The organism is Mesorhizobium cantuariense, from assembly GCF_042647205.1.
Taxonomy (GTDB): Bacteria; Pseudomonadota; Alphaproteobacteria; order Rhizobiales; family Rhizobiaceae; genus Mesorhizobium; species Mesorhizobium cantuariense.
The window spans coordinates 1,437,546-1,455,037 of the sequence record NZ_JBHRVD010000001.1 but is presented as its reverse complement, the minus strand read 5'-3'; the positions used below and the strand labels follow the sequence as shown (position 1 = coordinate 1,455,037).

Here is a 17,492-nt window from a genome sequence, read left to right as displayed (position 1 = left end):
ATCAGACCTCCCTCGCGTGCCAGGCGCGGCCGGTTTCGTCGAACAGATGCGATTTCTGGCCGTCGAAGGCGAGCCCGACCTTGTGGCCGACCGCGACCCGGCTGTTGCCCGCATCGGAGCCGACGATCTGCTGGCCATCGCCCAGCCGGGCGTAGACCAACGTGCGTTCGCCGAGCCGCTCGAGCACATCGACCACGCCGACGGCATTGCCCTGTCCGGCGGCAACGATGCGAACATCTTCCGAACGGAAGCCGAAAGTGTGCTTGCCATCGCTCAACTGATCGGAAGCAATCCCGGTCTGGACCGATATACCGTCCGAAAATCTAGCCACGGCCTTTTCACCCGATCTGTCGAGTATCGCCTCGACAAAATTCATCGCCGGTGCGCCGACGAAGCCGGCGACGAATTTGGTCGCCGGGCGTTCGTAGATTTCCATCGGAGAGCCGATCTGCTCGATCCTGCGATTGTTCATGACGACGATGCGGTCGGCGAGCGTCATGGCCTCGACCTGATCGTGGGTGACGAAGATCATCGTCGATTGCAGGCGCTGGTGAAGCTGGGCAAGTTCGAGACGGGTGCGGGTGCGCAGAGCCGCGTCGAGATTGGAGAGCGGCTCGTCGAACAGGAAGGCCTTCGGTTCCTTGACGATCGCGCGGCCGATGGCGACACGCTGGCGCTGGCCGCCCGAGAGCTGGCCAGGCTTGCGCTCGAGCAGATGCGGCATTTCGAGAATGCGGGCGGCTTCGTTGATCCGCGCGTCGATGACCTCCCGCGACATGCCGATATTCTCAAGCCCGAAGGCCATGTTGTCGCGCACGGTCATATGCGGATAGAGCGCATAGGACTGGAACACCATGGCAATGCCACGCTTGCCCGGCGGCAGATGATCGATGCGTTCGTTGTTGATGGCGATCTCGCCGCTGTCGACGGTTTCAAGGCCGGCGATCATGCGCAGAAGCGTCGATTTCCCGCAGCCGGACGGTCCAAGAAACACGATGAATTCGCGTGCCTTGATGGAGAGGGACAGATCCTCCAGTACCGCCATGGCACCGAAATGCTTGTTCACATTCCTGATCTCGATATCGGCTGTCACGTCGGCGCTCCTCCTCGGCGCATGCACTTTCGATGATCCGCCAGTCAGAGCTTCAGGCGGATCATCTGGTAGGAATAGGCTGGCAGCGACAGGCGGAGCTTGCCGCCAGCCACCGAGGCGCCGGCCCCTTTCCTGGGGCTGACATTGCCGGGGTTGCCGGCCGAATTGACGGCTTTCAGATCCGCATGCGTCATCACCTGGTGATCGACGATGTCGGCCGCGCCGAAGCCGCTAATGTCGATCACGGTTTCGATTGCCTCGCTCGAATGGCGGTTGACGGCAAAGAAGGTGACATGTCCGGTCTGCGTGTCGTGCACGCCGGCGACGTCGACATAGGAAACGTCGCCAGCGACGGTGGACTTGTAGGTCGGGCATTCCACCTTGAGATCCAGCGCATTGCCGCGGCCATAGATCGAGGCAAAGAGATAGGGATAGTAGATCGTCTGGCGCCATGCCGGGCCATTGGGAACGGTCATGATCGGCGCGATGACGTTGACCAGTTGCGCCATGCACGCGATCTTGACCACGTCGGAACGGCGGATGAAGGTGTTGAGGATCAGGCCGACCTGCAGCACGTCCTCGAAATTGTAGATGTCTTCAAGCAGTGGCGGGGCGAAGGGCCAGCCGTCATTGCCGCCGAGGATCTTCTTGTCCTGCTCCTTGGAATGGTACCAGACGTTCCATTCGTCGAACGAGATGTAGACCTGCTTGCTGGAGCGCTTCTTCGCCTTGATGTAATCGATGACGCCGGCGACCGAGACGATGTAGTCGTCGAGCTTCTCACTCATGGCGAGGTAGTTCGGCGCATCATTGGCTTCGTTGTCGAAATACATGTGCAGCGAGATGTAGTCGACCTCGTTGTAGGTGTGGTCGAGAACGACCGCTTCCCACTCGGGATAGGTCGGCATCTTGGCATTCGAAGAGCCGCAGACCACAAGTTCGAGCGACTTGGAGAAGGCGCGCATGGCCTTGGCGGTCTCGTGGGCCAGGCGGCCATACTCGTCGGCGGTCTTGTGGCCGATCTGCCAGGGGCCGTCCATTTCGTTGCCGAGACACCAGAGCTTGACGTCGAAGGGCTCCTTGCGGCCGTTGGCGATGCGCTTGTCGCTCCACTCGCTGCCGCCGGGATGATTGGTATATTCCAGAAAGTTGCGGGCTTCATCGAGGCCCCGCGAGCCGAGATTGACGGCAAGCATCATCTCGGTGTTGGCGGAGGTGCACCAGTCCGCAAATTCATGCAGTCCGACTTCGTTGCTTTCCGATGTGTGCCAGGCGAGATCGAGGCGCACCGGGCGCTTTTCCTTGGGGCCGATGCCGTCTTCCCAATTGTAGGCGGACACGAAATTGCCGCCGGGATAGCGGACGATCGGAACATTGAGTTCCCTGACCAGATCGATGACGTCCTGACGCATGCCATTGGCATCTGCCGTCGGGTGGCCCGGCTCATAGATGCCGGTGTAAACCGCACGCCCGAGATGCTCGATAAAGGATCCATAGAGCCTCGGATCGATTTTCGAGACAACATAGTGCGGATGCGCCGTGACGGCTGCCTTCATGCATTCCTCCCACAATATCACAAATGATGATTTAAATCATCTTGTTCGATATCAAAGGGAAGCATCACTCATTCGTCAAGTCAAAAACAGCCAAATGTCTGACAATTAAGCGGCGGCATCTACCATAGATGGAAGCAAGATGCTGACATTGTTACACTATCTTTGAAACCCGGTTTAATGATATCAACCGGTTTTGATCCTGAGCAGGATGTCCTGATCGTAATTTCCAAATCCCTTACCGAAAATATTGATCCCACCGGGGCGCTTGGCGTCGTCCTTGACGCCGATACGGATGCGGATTGAATGGTGGCCCTTGAGGTCGAGGACAGCGAGGCTGGTTTCCGAAATCCTGACGCCGTCGACATAGGTTCCGTCCGTGGAAATTCGCCAGTTCTTCAGCTTGCCATATTGCGAGCCCTTGAGCTTCCACCAGGACGGCGTGAAGACGCCGCGCTTGTCGCCGAAATCGCCGGGCGATGTCCAGGTGCCGACATCGACGCCATTGATCGTGAGCGTGATGTCGGAGGGCCAGTCGGCGCTGGTGCCCGGTACCTCCGAGGACAGTTCCATCACCACTTCGAGTTCGGTGATCTCGGCATTGGCGAGCTTGGCATTGTTGGGGAACTGGTATTCGACAAAGCCGCGCGTGAACCACAGCAGCCCGGCTTTCATACGGTCCGGATCGAGAAAAGTGTTCGGCACGTCAAGCAGACCGATGATGCCGTCCGGCGAACACAGGCCGCAGGGCGCCGTCACCTCGAAACCAGTGTAGAGCCCGATCGGCATCGATACTTCGATGGCATTGTTCTTGACCGCACGATACTCGCTCTTGAACACCACGAGCACTTCCTCGGCGGTCGGATAGCAGATCTTCTGGCTGCCTTTTTTCGCCCTATGGTTCTCGGTACGGATCAGGCCGGCATCCTCAAGCACCTGGATATTGGTAGAGACAGTCGATTGCGGCAGCGACAGCACTGCAGCGATGTCGTTGACATTCATCGGCCCCTTCTCATGCAGCAGTTTCAGCATGGAAATGCGCGCCAAAGAGGCCAGCCCCTTGAGGACGGCGATGCCTTCCTCAGGTTCGATCACCAGAAAATTGCGACTCATGAATCTGCCAATCTATGCCAAAATCTATACCCGAAAAATATCTTGTATATCGGGATATCTGATTTAATCAATGCGTTGGCCAAACACATGCCACTTTGGTTGATCCGCGACTGTTGAAGACCTGTGCCCGGCAGGATCAAGAATGATGATCGATCCGAACGAGGACCTCGAAGGAGGCGCTCATCAAACTGGGCGCGATCCGCGATGCAGGCCACGATGTTCTATGGGTCGAGGATCCGATCCTGTGTCACACCACGAAGGATTTGAGAACTCAGGCATGCAGTGAAATGGACCAGGTCAACAGCGGCAAATATGGTGAGCCTGGAGGGACGTTTCCGAAACTTGGATACGTCCATGACCCACATTGATCCGCGCCCGCCTCAAGCAATTTCGAAGACTTCCAGTTTAGCCCTGCTGCGTTTGATGCTCCAGCGCCACAAGCGTGACGGCGAGGCGTGGTCTGCCGCGGTGGCCCGCGTCCTGGAATCAACTACCCGAGAGTCTGACTGGCGAGTGCGTAAGTCATCGGTGCAACTGCGCCGTCGACGGCAAAATCGGAGAGGCGTTTGCCCATCGACATGGTGAGCACCGTGTCGAAAACAGGCATTCCGCTGTGCGACAGAAAGGCGGCGAACTCGCCATGGTCCATGTGCGTGTCGATCCGCAGGAAAGACCCGGAATGGTCGGCCACGTGCGGACGGACGATCGCCAAAGCGTCGGCGTCGCTTTCCGCCACGACCGGCCCCACGACGTGGCCCCGTCCGAACGGCCGGCAGAGCGCGAATGCGTTCAGCCTGCCATCCTTGAAAAGACCATAGCCGGCCGAGTGTGCGAAAAGCCTTTCGATGAGTGCCGCCCGCCTCACGCCAAATCCTGCCGCGTCGAGCGCGATCGCTGCGGGAATATCACTTGGGTCCAAGGTCCTAACATCGCGCATGTCTGTCGGGCTACTTGTCGTCTCCAGGCGGGCGATGCCCTGGCATTGATAAACGGTCTTCTCCGGCTGGAAGTCGAGCGAGAGATAGAGCCGCCTTGCCGCGCGCGTTGCATTGAGACGCAGATCGCAGCCGATGACGTTCTCGAAGACCCGCTTCATCAGCCATTGCCCCGCCCCCAGCGTCTGAAGTCGCGGCGAGGTGATGACCATGCCCACGGTTGCGAAATCGGTACCATGCGCGAACCACATGGCCGAACCGAGAACCCGGCCGATCTCATCGAGCGCCACGAACCCGTGTCCCGACTGGCGCAGGAATTGCCAGTCTTCAGCGCGATGCGGCCATCCCACGGAGAGCGAGAGCGCGTGCAAGCGGTCCAGTTCAACGCCTTCGATGTCGCCAATCCGCATCGAGAAGGTATCGATTTTCAAGCTTCCGGACGGCTTCAATTCCATGCCCCTGAAAGATTATCGTACTGGAAGGCGGCGCGCCGATGGCAACCTTCCGCCTGCCAACGCTAAACAAGCAGACCGGTACGATTTGCTCGAAAGCCGCGCAGCAACGCTAGATTCAACTGAAACACTTCCGCTTTCGGCACGCAATCGCGAAAGAATGCGCACATCCTCTGCCGAAATCGAGCAGCCGACGGCATCGATCCCGGCAAACCCGAAATGCTTTGAGGGCTGGAATGGACGTCTTCGATATCCTCGACCGTCTTGTCGCCTTTCCATCGGTCGCCGGCAAGCCGAACGGCGATATCGCCGGCTGGATCGAGGCCTATCTCGCAAAGCACCGAACGCAGGTTACCCTGCTTCGAGGGCCGGAAGGCGACCGGTCCAATCTGTTTGCGACGATCGGCCCCGCCGACGTCCCTGGGTACATTCTGTCCGGCCACATGGACGTCGTCCCCGCCAGTGAGCCGCAATGGAGTTCGGCCCCTTTCGCGCTGCGTCGGGAGGGCGAACGGCTCTACGGACGCGGCACCACGGACATGAAAGGGTTTCTTGCCGCGGTGCTCGCGGCGGTGCCTACCTTGGCGGGGCTGCGTCTTGCCAGTCCAATCCACCTCGCCTTCTCCTACGACGAAGAGGTGGGATGCCGCGGCGTGCCACATATGATCGGCCGCCTTCCCGAGCTTTGCGCGAAGCCGCTCGGCGTTATCGTCGGCGAGCCGAGCGGCATGCGCGCCGTGCGGGGCCACAAGGGCAAGGCGGCCGCCCGCGTAACCATCAAAGGGCGCTCCGGCCATTCTTCACGGCCTGACCTCGGGCTGAACGCCATCCATGCGATGTCCGAAGCGCTGAGCACGGCTGTGAGCGAGGCCGAACGGCTGACGCACGGTCCGTTCGACGCTGCCTTCGAGCCGGCCTATTCCTCGCTGCAGGCCGGTGTGATCGCAGGGGGACAGTCGGTCAACATCATTCCCGACAGTTGCACGCTGGAGCTGGAGGCGCGCGCCATACCCGGTATCGACCCGGCCAGCCTGCTCGCGCCCGTCAAGGTGCGGGCCGAGGCCCTTGCAGCCCAAGGCTATGTTGTCGAGTGGACACCAGTCAGCGCCTATCCGGCGCTATCGCTGCCGCAGGATACGGCACTTGCGGCACTGCTGGGCGAACTGACCGGCGAAGCGCCGCTCGCCGCCGTCAGCTACGGCACGGAGGGCGGGCTCTACCAGGCCGCCGGGCTCGATGCGATCATTTGCGGCCCCGGCGACATCGATCGCGCCCACAAGCCGGACGAATACATTCTGACCAGCGAACTCGCCGCCTGCCAGCGGGTGATCGAGGCACTGGGCGCACGTTGCGCGGCCTGAAAGGGAGCGGAATGACATTCCTTTTCAATTCCGATGCGCGCCGCGGGGCGATCTTCGCCGAGGCATTCGCGAGAGAACTACCGGACGTCCCCTTCACGATGGATGCCGCATCGGTCGACCCCGACGCCGTGCGTTATCTGATCAGCTGGATCGCACCGCAGGACATTGGTCGCTACGGACGCCTGGAAATCCTGTTTTCCATCGGCGCCGGCGTCGATCAGCTTCGCCTCGATAGGGTGCCTTCAAACGTGAAGATCGTGCGCATGATCGACGACGGCACCGTGCGCATGATGCAGGAATATGTGACGTTGGCCGTGCTCGCGCTCCACCGCAACCTGCCGGCCTATCTGGCGCAGCAGCGCGCTGCTGAATGGGCAGATATCGCGCAGCTCCCGGCCATGTCGCGCCGGGTCGGCGTGCTCGGCCTCGGGCAGCTCGGCCAAGCCGTCCTCGACCGGCTGAAGCCCTTCGGCTTCCCGCTCGCCGGATGGAGCCGCTCGCCGCGGCAGATCGAGGGTGTGACCTGTCATCATGGAGAGCTTGGACTGAAGAGGATGCTCGCCGCCAGCGACATACTGATCTGCCTGCTGCCGCTGACGGAAGACACCCGCGGTTTGCTCGATGCCGGCCTATTTGCGGAACTGCCTGAAGGCGCGGCGCTCGTCCACACCGGCCGGGGGCCGCAACTCGACCACGAAGCCCTTGTCGCCGCGCTCGACAGCGGCCACCTTTCGGCGGCGATGATCGACGTCACCGATCCTGAACCGCTGCCCGCGAGCCATCGGTTCTGGTCGCATCCGAAGGTCATCCTGTCCCCGCATGTCGCCAGCGTCACCCAGCCCGCGACGGCCGCACTGACCGTCATAAACAACATCCGGCGCCACCGCGCCGGCCTCGATCCGATCGGCCTCGTTGACCGGTCGCGCGGCTATTGAAGTTCCAACCTGAAAGGTCTTCCCTTGTCCCTGCTCAAAACCGTCGATACCAACCCAGCCTTCCCGCCGCTGGAATACGAGGCAACGCCCGAACTGCTGGTTGCCGGCAGTCCCGCCTTCAAGACCTGGGCGCAGGACGCCACGGAGGGCGATCGTGTCCGTACCGGCGTCTGGGAGGCGACACCGGGGGAGACGCGCTCGATCAAGGGGGACACTTTCGAGTTCTGCCACATCCTCTCGGGCGTGATCGAAATCACGCCCGACGCCGGCGAGACGGTTACCTACCGTGCCGGCGACAGCTTCGTGATGAAACCCGGCTTCACCGGTGTATGGAAAACCATCGAAACGGTGCGCAAGATCTACGTGATTGTGAGCTGACAGAACCAACGCGAGGTGCCGGCCTGCGCGGAAGATTTTGCCGTCTCTCGTGCCTGGCACGCAACATTCGTCGGTAGCGGATCGGCGAACAGCGCATGCTGCGTGCCGGTAAGCTTTAGGCTTCAGCCGATGCCGCAGAGTGGTTGTCGATGAGCCTGAGCTTTGATCCCGATACAATCCCGCTTCCCGTCGGCCACTTCATCGGCGGGGAGTTGATCTCGGCCGAGGGTGCGATCGAGATGTGCCGACCGTCGGACGGCAAGGCATACGCCGCTTGCCCGGTGGCCGGCGTCGATATGGTCAGTTGCGCAGTGGAAAGCGCCAAGGCGGCGCTGAAGTCCAGCAACTGGGGCAGTGTTCGGCCGCGCGAACGGACGAAGGCACTCCAGGTGTGGGCTGACCTGATCGAGACAGAAGCCGAAACGCTGGCCAGGATCGAGGCACTGTGCTCCACCCGACCCATCGGCCAACTCATTGCCGGCGACATCGCTGTCACCGCCGAGCAGATCCGCTTCTTCGCCGAATTCGCCGACAAGGAAGGCAGCGAGCTCGTGCCGACCGACGACGCCAGTCTCGGCATGATCATGAGCGAGCCTTACGGCGTTGTCGGCGCGATCACGCCCTGGAATTTTCCCATCTCGATGGCCGGATGGAAGCTTGGTCCAGCACTGGCCGCGGGCAATGCGGTCGTGCTGAAGCCGTCGGAAATGACGCCCTTTTCGGCCGTCTACATGGCACAACTCGCCGTTAGGGCAGGCTTGCCGGCCGGGCTCATAAACGTGGTGCTGGGAGACGGTCCGACGACCGGTACGGCGCTGACCGGTCATCCTGAGATCGCCAAGGTCAGTTTCACCGGCTCGACCCGCGCTGGCTCGGCCATCATGGAAAACGTCGCTCGCACCGGCGTCAAGCCGATGACGCTGGAACTCGGCGGCAAGAGCCCGCAGATCGTCTTCGCCGATGCCGATCTGGAGAAGTCGGCGACGGCCATCGCCGGCAGCGTCACCTTCAATGCCGGTCAGGCTTGCGTCGCCGGCACGCGTCTGATCGTCGAGAGAAGCGTCGCCGACAGGCTGACGGCTGCGATCCTGCAGAAGATGAAGGCGGCGCGGCCCGGCCCGACCTGGGAAGAGGCGACCCAATATTCGCCTGTTATCTCGGAACGTCAGCGGGCGCGTATCGATGGCATCGTGCAGGCCGCGATCAAGGTCGGCGGCGAATGCCTGACCGGCGGCCACACCATGGACAGCCCAGGCTATTTCTACGAGCCGACGCTGATCGCTAATGTCGACCAGGCCAATCCGGCGATCGTCGAGGAAATCTTCGGCCCGGTCCTGACCGTCCAAACCTTCCAGACCGAGGAAGAGGCGCTGGCGCTGTCCAGCCATCCGACCTACGGCCTGGCTTCCGGCCTGTTCACCGCCGACCTGTCCCGTGCCATCCGTTTCGTGCGCAAGCTCGAAGCGGGCACCGTATGGGTCAACCGCTACAGCCGCTCGCGCGACCATATCCTGCCGACCGGCGGCTACAAGCGCTCCGGCATCGGCAAGGACCTCGGCCGTGAGGCTTATCTCGCCAACCGCAGGACCAAGAGCGTCCTGATCAGCCTGTGAAGAGATGCCGATGAAGTCCTATTCGATCGCCCTGATCCCCGGTGACGGCATCGGCCGCGATGTGACCGCCGCCGCCTGGACGGTGCTGGAAACGGCGGCCAGAAACTTCGGCTTTGCCCTGGCGGGCGCCGAATTCCCCTGGTCCTGCCGTTTCTTCAAGGACACCGGCCGCATGATGCCCGACGATGGTATCGAGACCTTGCGCGGCTTCGACGCCATCCTTCTCGGCGCCGTCGGCTGGCCGGCGGAGGTGCCGGATTCCGTTTCGTTGCACGGGCTGCTACTGCCGATCCGCAAAGCATTCGTGCAATATGCCAACATCCGGCCGCACCGCTTGCTGCCGGGCGTGACAGGCCCGCTGCGGGCGGAGAACTTCGACATATTGTGCATTCGCGAGAATACCGAAGGCGAGTATTCGGGCGCCGGCGGGCGCGTGCATCAAGGCACGCTGGACGAGGTCGCGGTGGAGACCTCGATCTTCACCCGCGCCGGTGTCGAGCGCATCCTGCGCTTCGGCTTCGAGCAGGCGCGGACACGGCGCGGAAAGCTCGCCTCCGTCACCAAATCCAACGCGCAGAAATACTCGATGGTTTTCTGGGACGAGATCACGCGAAAGCTGGCTGCGGAGTACTCTGACGTCGCAGTGACCAGCTATCACGTCGACGCGCTTGCCGCGCGCATGATCATGGCGCCGGAGAGCCTCGACGTGGTCGTCGCCTCGAACCTGTTCGGCGATATCCTCACCGACATCGGCGCGGCGATCCAGGGAGGACTCGGTTACGCCGCCTCCGCCAACATCAATCCCGACCGCTCGGCGCCGTCCATGTTCGAGCCGGTGCACGGCTCGGCGCCCGACATCGCGCATCTGGGCATCGCCAATCCGATCGCCACCATCTGGTCAGGCGCCATGATGCTCGATCATCTCGGCGAAAAGGTAGCGGCCGGCCGCGTCATGAAGGCGGTCGAAGCCGCAACCGCCAGAGGCATAGGCACCATTCCCGGCAAGGACCGGACGGAGGCCATCACGGCCGCGGTCGTCGCGGCGCTCACCTGATTGCAAGGTCGTTTTCGATGAAGAACCTGAAAGACAAAAGCCTCTTACGCCAAGCCGGCCTGATCGGCGGCGAATGGGTCGCCGCCGGCTCCGGCAGGACGGTCGACGTCGTCGATCCGGCGACCCAGGCGGCGATCGGCACGGTGCCCGACATGGCCGGTCCGGAGACCCGCGCGGCGATAGAGGCCGCGGCTTCCGCCTATGCGGATTGGAAGAAGAGGACCAACGCCGAGCGCGCCGGCCTCCTGGAGGCATGGCACGGCCTGATGCTGGCGCATCTGGACGATCTCGCGCTGATCCTGACGACGGAACAGGGCAAGCCGCTGGACGAGGCCAAAGGCGAGATCCGCTACGGTGCGTCCTTCGTCAAATGGTTCGCGGAGGAGGCGCGTCGCATCAATGGCCACACCATCCCCTCGCCGACGCCAGACCGGCGCATCATCGTTCTGAAGGAACCCGTCGGGGTTTGCGGCATCATCACGCCGTGGAACTTCCCAACTGCGATGATCACCCGCAAGGTCGCGCCGGCGCTGGCCGCGGGCTGCACGGTGGTCATCAAGCCGTCCGAGTTCACACCCTATTCGGCGCTGGCGCTCGGCGTGCTCGCCGAACGGGCGGGCATCCCCGCGGGCGTCATCAACATCGTCACCGGCATGCCGGCCGAGATCGGCGACGAGATCATGGCGAACGAGGCCGTTCGCAAGATCTCCTTCACCGGCTCCACGCGGGTCGGTGCGCTGCTGATGCGCGGGGCGGCGGACAGCGTGAAACGGCTCAGCCTCGAACTCGGCGGCAACGCGCCCCTGATCGTCTTCGACGACGCCGACCTCGATCTCGCCGTCGAAGGCGCGCTCGTCTCGAAGTTCCGCAACGGCGGCCAGACCTGTGTCTGCGCCAACCGCATCCTCGTCCAGGCCGGAGTCTATGAAGCCTTCGCCGAGAAGCTCAGCGCCCGCGTCAACGCCATGACGGTGGGGCCTGGCACTCAGCCCGGCGTCGCCATCGGGCCGATGATCAACATGGCGGCGGTCGAGAAAATCAACCGCCACGTCGAGGACGCGCTCGCCAAAGGTGCGGCGATCATCACAACGAGGCCGGCATTGCCCGACGGTGCTCAGTATGTCGCGCCGCTGGTGCTGACCGGCGCCACAAAAGAAATGCAGCTTGCCGGCGAGGAAACGTTCGGTCCGGTCGCGCCACTCTTCCGGTTCGAGACGGAGGAAGAAGCGATCACGCTGGCCAATGGCACGCCCTACGGGCTTGCCTCCTATTTCTACACCGAGAACCTGAAACGCGCCTGGCGCGTCGGCGAGGCGCTGGAATTCGGCATGGTGGGGCTTAACACCGGCTCGGTCTCGATGGAAGTGGCCCCTTTCGGCGGCATTAAGCAGTCCGGCCTCGGGCGTGAGGGGGCGCAGGCAGGCATCGAGGAATATCTCGAGATGAAGAGCTTCCACATGGGCGGACTCAGCTGAGGCAATTTGGCTGAAGCCCGACCGGGTCGAACCGACGATCACTGAATCCGGTCGAGCGCCTTGTAGTAGAGGCCGACCATCGGCAGGAACCAGGGCTTGCCGGAATAGCCGGGAATGGCAGGCCACTCGAACCCCTTCATCGGATTGCGATCCTCGCGGCCGAGCATGGCATCGGCCATGATCATGCCGAGATGCGTGGAAAGCTGCGCCCCGTGGCCGGAATAGCCCATCGCGAACCAGACACCGTCATGGTAACCGGCCCGCGGAAAGCGGTCCTTGGTCATGTCGACCAACCCGCCCCAGCAATAGTCGATCTCGACCTTGGCGAGTTGCGGAAAGATCGCGGCGAGGCTTGCCCGCAATATCTGCCCGCTCCTGGCGTCGGAGCGCTGGTCCGATGTCGCCGAGAAGCGTGCTCGGCCGCCGAAGATCAGGCGGTTATCCGGCGAAAGACGAAAGTAGTTGCCGATGTTCATCGAGGTCACGCATGTCCGGTTGCCGGGCATGGTCGCGGCGATCACGGCGTCGCTCAACGGCCGCGTGGCGATGATGAAGCTGCCGACGGAGATGATCCGTCGCCGGAAATAGCCGAAATTCGGCGTGGTGTAGGCGCCGGTCGCCACCAGCACATTGTCGGCGCTGATCCGGCCGCGCGAGGTAGTCAGCTCATGCCGGTTGCCGGCCTGCTTGCGGTCTGTCACCGCCGCGTTCTCGTGGATGATTGCGCCGTGACGGACGGCTGAAGTGGCCAGGCCGGCCACATAGCGGCCCATATGCATCATGGCGCTCTTCTTCGACAGCATCGCGCCATGGAAGGGCGAACCGATCTCGGATCTGAGGTCGGCCGCTGACAGCAGCGCTGTATCCGGATCGACGTCGGCATGGACGGCTTCGAAGTTGCGGGCGATTGATTCAAAATGCTGCGGCTTGGAGGCAAGCTTCAACTTGCCGGCGCGACGGAAGTTACAGTCGATGCCTTCCTCGGCGACCAGCGCCTCGATGGTGTCGACGGAGTCGTCCAGCGCCCGGTAGAGCGCGATCGCGCGTTCCTTGCCGAGCTCCGCCTTGGCCGAGAGGTAGCTGTGGGCGAGGCCGTTGTTCAGGTGCCCGCCATTGCGTCCGGACGCACCCCAGCCTACCCGCTCCGCCTCCAGCACCGCCACCCTGGCGCCGGCCCTCGCCAGTCGGTGCGCGGCGGCAAGGCCAGTAAAGCCGCCGCCGATGATGGCAGCATCGTAGTGCCCCTCGACAGGGCCCTGTGCCCCGCCGGAAAACACCGGGGCCGTGTCGTGCCAGTAGGAGACCAGTTTCATCGGCAATCCGCCTGTTTCAAAGCCCGACCACGCCTGGCAGGCCGGAAATGTCTGATATCTCGACATAGCCGTAGTACGGGTTGGCCGGTTCGTGGCCGCGATTGACCCAGACCTTGTTCTTGATGCCGAGATCGTGTGCCGACATCAGGTCGTAGCGGAATGAGGACGAGCAGTGAAGAACATCCTCCGGGCCGCAACCCAACCTATCGAACATGTATTCGAAGGCTTTGAAACGAGGCTTGTAGGCCTGCGCCTGCTCGGCCGTGTAGACGGCGTGGAACGGTGCGCCGAGCTTCTCGACATTGGACATGATCTGCGCGTCCATGGCGTTGGACAAAATGACCAGCGGAATTTCCTTGGCGACCTTGGCGAGGCCGGCCGGGACGTCCGCGTGAGGACCCCAGGTCGGGACGCGTTCATAGACCATCCGGGCGTCGTCGGGGCTGAAGGCGACGCCGTTGCGCTTGCAGGTGCGCTCGAGCGCATTGTGGACGACGTCGGCATAGGGCTTCCAGTCGCCCATGATCTCGTCGAGCCGGTAAGCCGCGAAGTTCTTGATGAACTCCTGCATACGCGGTTCGTCGAGCCGGCTGCCGTAAAGGTCGCGCGCCGCTTCCGCCATCTGGAAATGGGTCAACGTGCCATAACAGTCGAAGGTGATGTATTTGGGCCTGAAAGAAGCCATGTCCGTCGATCTCCGGTGGAAGCACACAAACGTTGCGATGCGCTTCATCATAAGCCGGCGGGCGACGAGCCACCTGACCGAAATAGGCCTCCCGAAAGCAGAAAGTTCCGTATCCGCCGTCGGGTTTGGCACGCTGTAGCATCTTGACGGCCAATGAGAGCGCCTTTCGCGACCTCAAGCGCACCCATTGCGGGCGGCGCCAGCACAAGATGCGGCGCACCCCTCGCGCTACGGCGAAAGATACCGCCGAAACCAACGCCTTCAGACGATCTGCGGCGCGCCGATGGTCGAGACTTGGCTTCAGACGGAAGGATGCCTCATGCAGCAGGACGAGATCGAAATCCGGACCTTCGCACCGGAGCATATCGAGGGCGCGGTGGCGCTTTCTCGCCAGGAAAATTGGCCGCACCGCCCGCAGGACTGGCAGATGGCGCTGCAGCTTTCTAGCGGCGCGGTCGCGCTCGACGGCCACGGCCAGGTCACCGGGACCATCCTGGTTACGCCCTATGGCGCGGATTGCGCCATGATCAACATGGTGATCGTCGACAGGAACGTGCGAGGCAAAGGGCTCGGGCGCCGGCTGATGGAACAGGCCTTCGCCCTTGCCGAAGACCGTCCGCTGCGGCTCGTCGCGACGACGGACGGCATGCCTCTCTATGAGAAGCTGGGCTTCGTGCCCTCCGGCGCCATCCTGCAGCATCAGGGCAAGGTCGCGGCGCTTGACGCGCCTGACGGCGTGGAGGCCGCAGGCAACGGCGACCTGCTTGAAATCAAGGCTATGGATCGCGACGCCTATGGCGCCGACCGTGGGGCTCTGATCGACGCGTTGGCCGAGCGAGGGCAATTCGCCGTCGTCCGCCGCAATGGCGTCATCGAGGCCTATGCCGCGATCCGCCCGTTCGGGCGCGGCGAGGTGATCGGTCCGGTCATCGCCGGAAGCGCCGACGAGGCGAAGACCCTGATCGGCTTCTTTGCCGCGCCGCGTCCCGGCGCCTTCCTGCGCGTGGATACCGGAAGCGGGGCCGGCATAGCCGACTGGCTCGAGGAAATTGGCCTCACTCATGTCGGCGGCGGCGTGGCCATGGACCGTCCGCCCAAGACGAGCGCGGGACACGCCAGGCCAAAAGTTTACGCCCTCGCCAACCAGGCGCTCGGCTAGTCCGGAGGAAAACAATGCTCGCCAATTCCCTGATCGAACTCGACCGCGCCCATCTCATCCATCCGGTCGCATCGTATCGCGGCCATGAGGCGCGCGGCGTGCGCGTCTTGAAATCGGCGAAGGGCGCGACCGTGACCGATGCATCTGGCCGGCAACTTATCGACGGTTTCGCCGGTCTGTGGTGCGTCAATGCCGGCTACGGCCACGACAGCATCGTCGAGGCAGCGGCCCGGCAGATGCGCGAGCTTCCCTACGCCACCGCCTATTTCGACCTCGGCTCAGAGCCAGCCATCCGCCTCGCCTCGGAACTGGCTGAGCGTGCGCCAGGCGACCTCAACCACGTCTTTTTCACGCTTGGCGGGTCGGACGCGGTCGACAGCACGATCCGCTTCGTCCGCTACTACTGGAATGCCAGGGGCGAGCCGCAACGCGACCAGTTCATTTCCATTGAGCAGGGCTATCACGGGTCGTCGGTGGTCGGCGCCGGCCTGACCGCCCTGCCCGCCTTTCACACCGGTTTTGGCATTCCCTTCGAATGGCAGCACAAGATCCCCTCCCCCTATCCCTATCGCAACCCGGTGGGCGAGGACGGCAACGCGATCATCGCGGCATCGCTCGCTGCGCTGAAGGCCAAGATCGAAGCGATCGGGCCTGAACGGGTCGCCGCCTTCTATGCCGAGCCGATCCAGGGCTCGGGCGGCGTCATTGTTCCGCCGAAAGGCTGGATCAAGGCGGTGCGCGAACTCTGCCGGGCATACGGCATCCTGTTTATCGCCGACGAGGTGATCACCGGCTTCGGCCGCACGGGTCCCCTGTTCGCCTGCACGGACGAGGAGATCGTTCCCGATTTCATGACGACCGCGAAGGGATTGACCTCGGGCTATGTTCCGATGGGCGCCGTGTTCATGGCCGATCATGTCTACGACGTCATCGCCGATGGCGCGGGCGCTTCAGCCGTCGGTCACGGCTACACCTATTCCGCCCATCCCGTCAGCGCCGCCGTCGCGCTCGAGGTGTTGAAGCTCTACGAAGACGGCCTGTTGGAGAACGGCATCAAGGCCGGCGCTCGCCTGATGGCGGGCTTGGAGAGCCTGAGCGACCACCCGCTCGTCGGCGAGGTGCGCGGTCGCGGCATGCTTGCCGCGATCGAACTGGTGGTCGACAAAGAGAAGAAGACACCGCTCCCCGCGGCAGCCATGCCGGCGCGGCGGGTCTTCGACAGGGCGTGGGACAACAACCTCATCATCCGTGCCTTTGCGCATGGGGTTATCGGCTATGCCCCGCCGCTCTGCTGCACCGACAGCGATATCGATGCGATCATCGAGCGCACGCGCCGGACGCTCGATCAGACGCTGGACGATCCCGATGTCCGCCAGGCCCCGGCATGACAGGCGACGAATACCGCGTGTTTCGAAATAGCGCCGGGGCAGACGATTTCGCAATTTTGTGCCGCCCCCTCACGCCTTTTCGGCGAATCCAGCGCGGGGGAAGTGCCAGACTGCTGATAAGACAAGGCCAGAAAGCCCGGATTTCCGGGTCTTTGAAAAAGGCCCACGCCCCGGACAGCACGGAATTTTGTTCTGTTCAACACATGCAAATCGGCCGCGCGCAGAGGAGAGCCAATCTTGGCCAGGCGCTTTAGCGAATTCAAATATATGACCTTCGACGTCGTCGGCACGCTGATCGACTTCGAAGGCGGCATCACGACCTGCCTGGCCGGGATTGCCGCCGACGCTGGCGTTTCCATCGATGGCGAAGCCGCGCTGGCCCTGTACCGGCAAGCCCGATACATGCCCGATGCAGGCCTGTTTCCCGACGATCTCGTCCGTGTCTACATGGTCATCGCGCCGCGGCTCGGCCTGCCGGCCGAGGAGAAATACGGTGTCCGCCTGCGGGATTCGGCCAGAGTCTGGCAAGGCTTCCCCGACAGCGCGGCAGCATTGGCGGACCTTGCGAAGTCGCACAGATTGATCGCCATGACCAATGCCCGGCGCTGGGCGCTCGACCATTTCGAGAAGCAGCTCGGTTCGCCCTTCTTCGCCACCTTTACGGCCGACGACACCGGCACGGAGAAGCCGGACCCAGCCTTCTTCCAGAAGGTCTTCGATTTCGTGGCCTCCCGGGGCGACAGCAAGGACGACATCCTGCACGTGGCGCAAAGCCAGTACCACGACATCGGCATATCCCGGGCGCTTGGCATGACCAATTGCTGGATCGAGCGTCGGCACGCCCAGAAGGGCTATGGCGGCACGATCGAGCCCGAACGCTTCACCGCGCCGGACTACCACTTCACGTCGATGGCGGCCTTGGCGGCGGCCGTGCGGGAAAGCCTGAAGGAACCAACCTGAGCCAAGCCGGAAAGCCCGCAGCAAG

General features: G+C 62.9%; 15 protein-coding genes. 9 read left to right on the top strand and 6 right to left on the bottom strand.

The genetic code is table 11. From position 1 onward, the window contains the following. Position 1: 1 nt before the first annotated feature. The 4 genes from ACFOJ9_RS06825 to ACFOJ9_RS06810 form a co-directional block, all read right to left on the bottom strand. On the bottom strand, positions 2-1,093 hold the full coding sequence (locus tag ACFOJ9_RS06825) for an ABC transporter ATP-binding protein (RefSeq protein WP_378977889.1): 1,092 nt from the start codon (positions 1,091-1,093) through the stop codon (positions 2-4). A gap of 44 nt (positions 1,094-1,137) precedes the next feature. Then, positions 1,138-2,649, bottom strand: coding sequence for an arabinosylfuranosidase ArfA (gene arfA, locus ACFOJ9_RS06820; RefSeq protein WP_378977887.1), 1,512 nt, complete (start codon positions 2,647-2,649; stop codon positions 1,138-1,140). A gap of 183 nt (positions 2,650-2,832) precedes the next feature. Then, entirely contained in the window at positions 2,833-3,759 is a 927-nt protein-coding gene (locus tag ACFOJ9_RS06815; protein ID WP_378977885.1) for an ArsR/SmtB family transcription factor, read from the bottom strand. Between the two features lie 490 nt (positions 3,760-4,249). Then, entirely contained in the window at positions 4,250-5,149 is a 900-nt protein-coding gene (locus ACFOJ9_RS06810) for a GNAT family N-acetyltransferase (RefSeq protein WP_378977883.1), read from the bottom strand. Between the two features lie 233 nt (positions 5,150-5,382). Here ACFOJ9_RS06810 and argE point away from each other — a divergent pair, with 233 nt between their 5' ends. From argE to ACFOJ9_RS06780, 6 genes are all read left to right on the top strand, one after another. Beyond that, positions 5,383-6,507 (top strand): acetylornithine deacetylase, encoded by a 1,125-nt coding sequence (argE, locus tag ACFOJ9_RS06805; protein ID WP_378977881.1) that lies wholly within the window; start codon positions 5,383-5,385, stop codon positions 6,505-6,507. An 11-nt stretch (positions 6,508-6,518) separates the two neighbouring features. Continuing rightward, positions 6,519-7,442 (top strand): 2-hydroxyacid dehydrogenase, encoded by a 924-nt coding sequence (locus tag ACFOJ9_RS06800; RefSeq protein ID WP_378977879.1) that lies wholly within the window; start codon positions 6,519-6,521, stop codon positions 7,440-7,442. A 24-nt stretch (positions 7,443-7,466) separates the two neighbouring features. Beyond that, complete coding sequence (locus ACFOJ9_RS06795) at positions 7,467-7,820, top strand: cupin domain-containing protein (protein WP_378977877.1); 354 nt, start codon at positions 7,467-7,469, stop codon at positions 7,818-7,820. A 149-nt stretch (positions 7,821-7,969) separates the two neighbouring features. Beyond that, complete coding sequence (locus ACFOJ9_RS06790) at positions 7,970-9,433, top strand: aldehyde dehydrogenase family protein (RefSeq protein ID WP_378977875.1); 1,464 nt, start codon at positions 7,970-7,972, stop codon at positions 9,431-9,433. Positions 9,434-9,443: 10 nt separating this feature from the next. After that, the gene (locus ACFOJ9_RS06785; RefSeq protein ID WP_378977873.1) at positions 9,444-10,487 is read left to right on the top strand and encodes a tartrate dehydrogenase; all 1,044 of its coding nucleotides are present in this window, start codon (positions 9,444-9,446) and stop codon (positions 10,485-10,487) included. A 17-nt stretch (positions 10,488-10,504) separates the two neighbouring features. Next, the gene (locus tag ACFOJ9_RS06780; RefSeq protein WP_378977871.1) at positions 10,505-11,962 is read left to right on the top strand and encodes an NAD-dependent succinate-semialdehyde dehydrogenase; all 1,458 of its coding nucleotides are present in this window, start codon (positions 10,505-10,507) and stop codon (positions 11,960-11,962) included. A gap of 38 nt (positions 11,963-12,000) precedes the next feature. Here the strand turns inward: ACFOJ9_RS06780 and ACFOJ9_RS06775 are convergent, their stop codons facing one another. Both ACFOJ9_RS06775 and ACFOJ9_RS06770 read right to left on the bottom strand, forming a co-directional pair. Beyond that, on the bottom strand, positions 12,001-13,275 hold the full coding sequence (locus ACFOJ9_RS06775; protein ID WP_378977869.1) for an NAD(P)/FAD-dependent oxidoreductase: 1,275 nt from the start codon (positions 13,273-13,275) through the stop codon (positions 12,001-12,003). Between the two features lie 16 nt (positions 13,276-13,291). After that, positions 13,292-13,960, bottom strand: coding sequence for a haloacid dehalogenase type II (locus tag ACFOJ9_RS06770; protein ID WP_378977867.1), 669 nt, complete (start codon positions 13,958-13,960; stop codon positions 13,292-13,294). A 319-nt stretch (positions 13,961-14,279) separates the two neighbouring features. Here ACFOJ9_RS06770 and ACFOJ9_RS06765 point away from each other — a divergent pair, with 319 nt between their 5' ends. From ACFOJ9_RS06765 to ACFOJ9_RS06755, 3 genes are all read left to right on the top strand, one after another. Continuing rightward, the gene (locus ACFOJ9_RS06765; protein ID WP_378977865.1) at positions 14,280-15,119 is read left to right on the top strand and encodes a GNAT family N-acetyltransferase; all 840 of its coding nucleotides are present in this window, start codon (positions 14,280-14,282) and stop codon (positions 15,117-15,119) included. Between the two features lie 14 nt (positions 15,120-15,133). Further along, positions 15,134-16,507, top strand: a complete 1,374-nt coding sequence (locus tag ACFOJ9_RS06760; protein WP_378977863.1) for an aspartate aminotransferase family protein — start codon at positions 15,134-15,136, stop codon at positions 16,505-16,507. Between the two features lie 267 nt (positions 16,508-16,774). Then, positions 16,775-17,467 (top strand): HAD-IA family hydrolase, encoded by a 693-nt coding sequence (locus ACFOJ9_RS06755; protein ID WP_378987623.1) that lies wholly within the window; start codon positions 16,775-16,777, stop codon positions 17,465-17,467. Positions 17,468-17,492: the final 25 nt, after the last annotated feature.

Excerpts from the sequence above, each read along its gene's own strand:
- ACFOJ9_RS06760 (WP_378977863.1), top strand. The coding sequence starts at position 15,134 with ATGCTCGCCAATTCCCTGATCGAACTCGACCGCGCCCATCTCATCCAT.
- ACFOJ9_RS06775 (WP_378977869.1), bottom strand. The coding sequence starts at position 13,275 with ATGAAACTGGTCTCCTACTGGCACGACACGGCCCCGGTGTTTTCCGGC.
- ACFOJ9_RS06790 (WP_378977875.1), top strand. The coding sequence starts at position 7,970 with ATGAGCCTGAGCTTTGATCCCGATACAATCCCGCTTCCCGTCGGCCAC.
- ACFOJ9_RS06785 (WP_378977873.1), top strand. The coding sequence starts at position 9,444 with ATGAAGTCCTATTCGATCGCCCTGATCCCCGGTGACGGCATCGGCCGC.
- ACFOJ9_RS06780 (WP_378977871.1), top strand. The coding sequence starts at position 10,505 with ATGAAGAACCTGAAAGACAAAAGCCTCTTACGCCAAGCCGGCCTGATC.
- ACFOJ9_RS06810 (WP_378977883.1), bottom strand. The coding sequence starts at position 5,149 with ATGGAATTGAAGCCGTCCGGAAGCTTGAAAATCGATACCTTCTCGATG.
- argE (WP_378977881.1), top strand. The coding sequence starts at position 5,383 with ATGGACGTCTTCGATATCCTCGACCGTCTTGTCGCCTTTCCATCGGTC.
- ACFOJ9_RS06815 (WP_378977885.1), bottom strand. The coding sequence starts at position 3,759 with ATGAGTCGCAATTTTCTGGTGATCGAACCTGAGGAAGGCATCGCCGTC.
- ACFOJ9_RS06765 (WP_378977865.1), top strand. The coding sequence starts at position 14,280 with ATGCAGCAGGACGAGATCGAAATCCGGACCTTCGCACCGGAGCATATC.
- ACFOJ9_RS06800 (WP_378977879.1), top strand. The coding sequence starts at position 6,519 with ATGACATTCCTTTTCAATTCCGATGCGCGCCGCGGGGCGATCTTCGCC.
- ACFOJ9_RS06755 (WP_378987623.1), top strand. The coding sequence starts at position 16,775 with ATGACCTTCGACGTCGTCGGCACGCTGATCGACTTCGAAGGCGGCATC.
- ACFOJ9_RS06770 (WP_378977867.1), bottom strand. The coding sequence starts at position 13,960 with ATGGCTTCTTTCAGGCCCAAATACATCACCTTCGACTGTTATGGCACG.
- arfA (WP_378977887.1), bottom strand. The coding sequence starts at position 2,649 with ATGAAGGCAGCCGTCACGGCGCATCCGCACTATGTTGTCTCGAAAATC.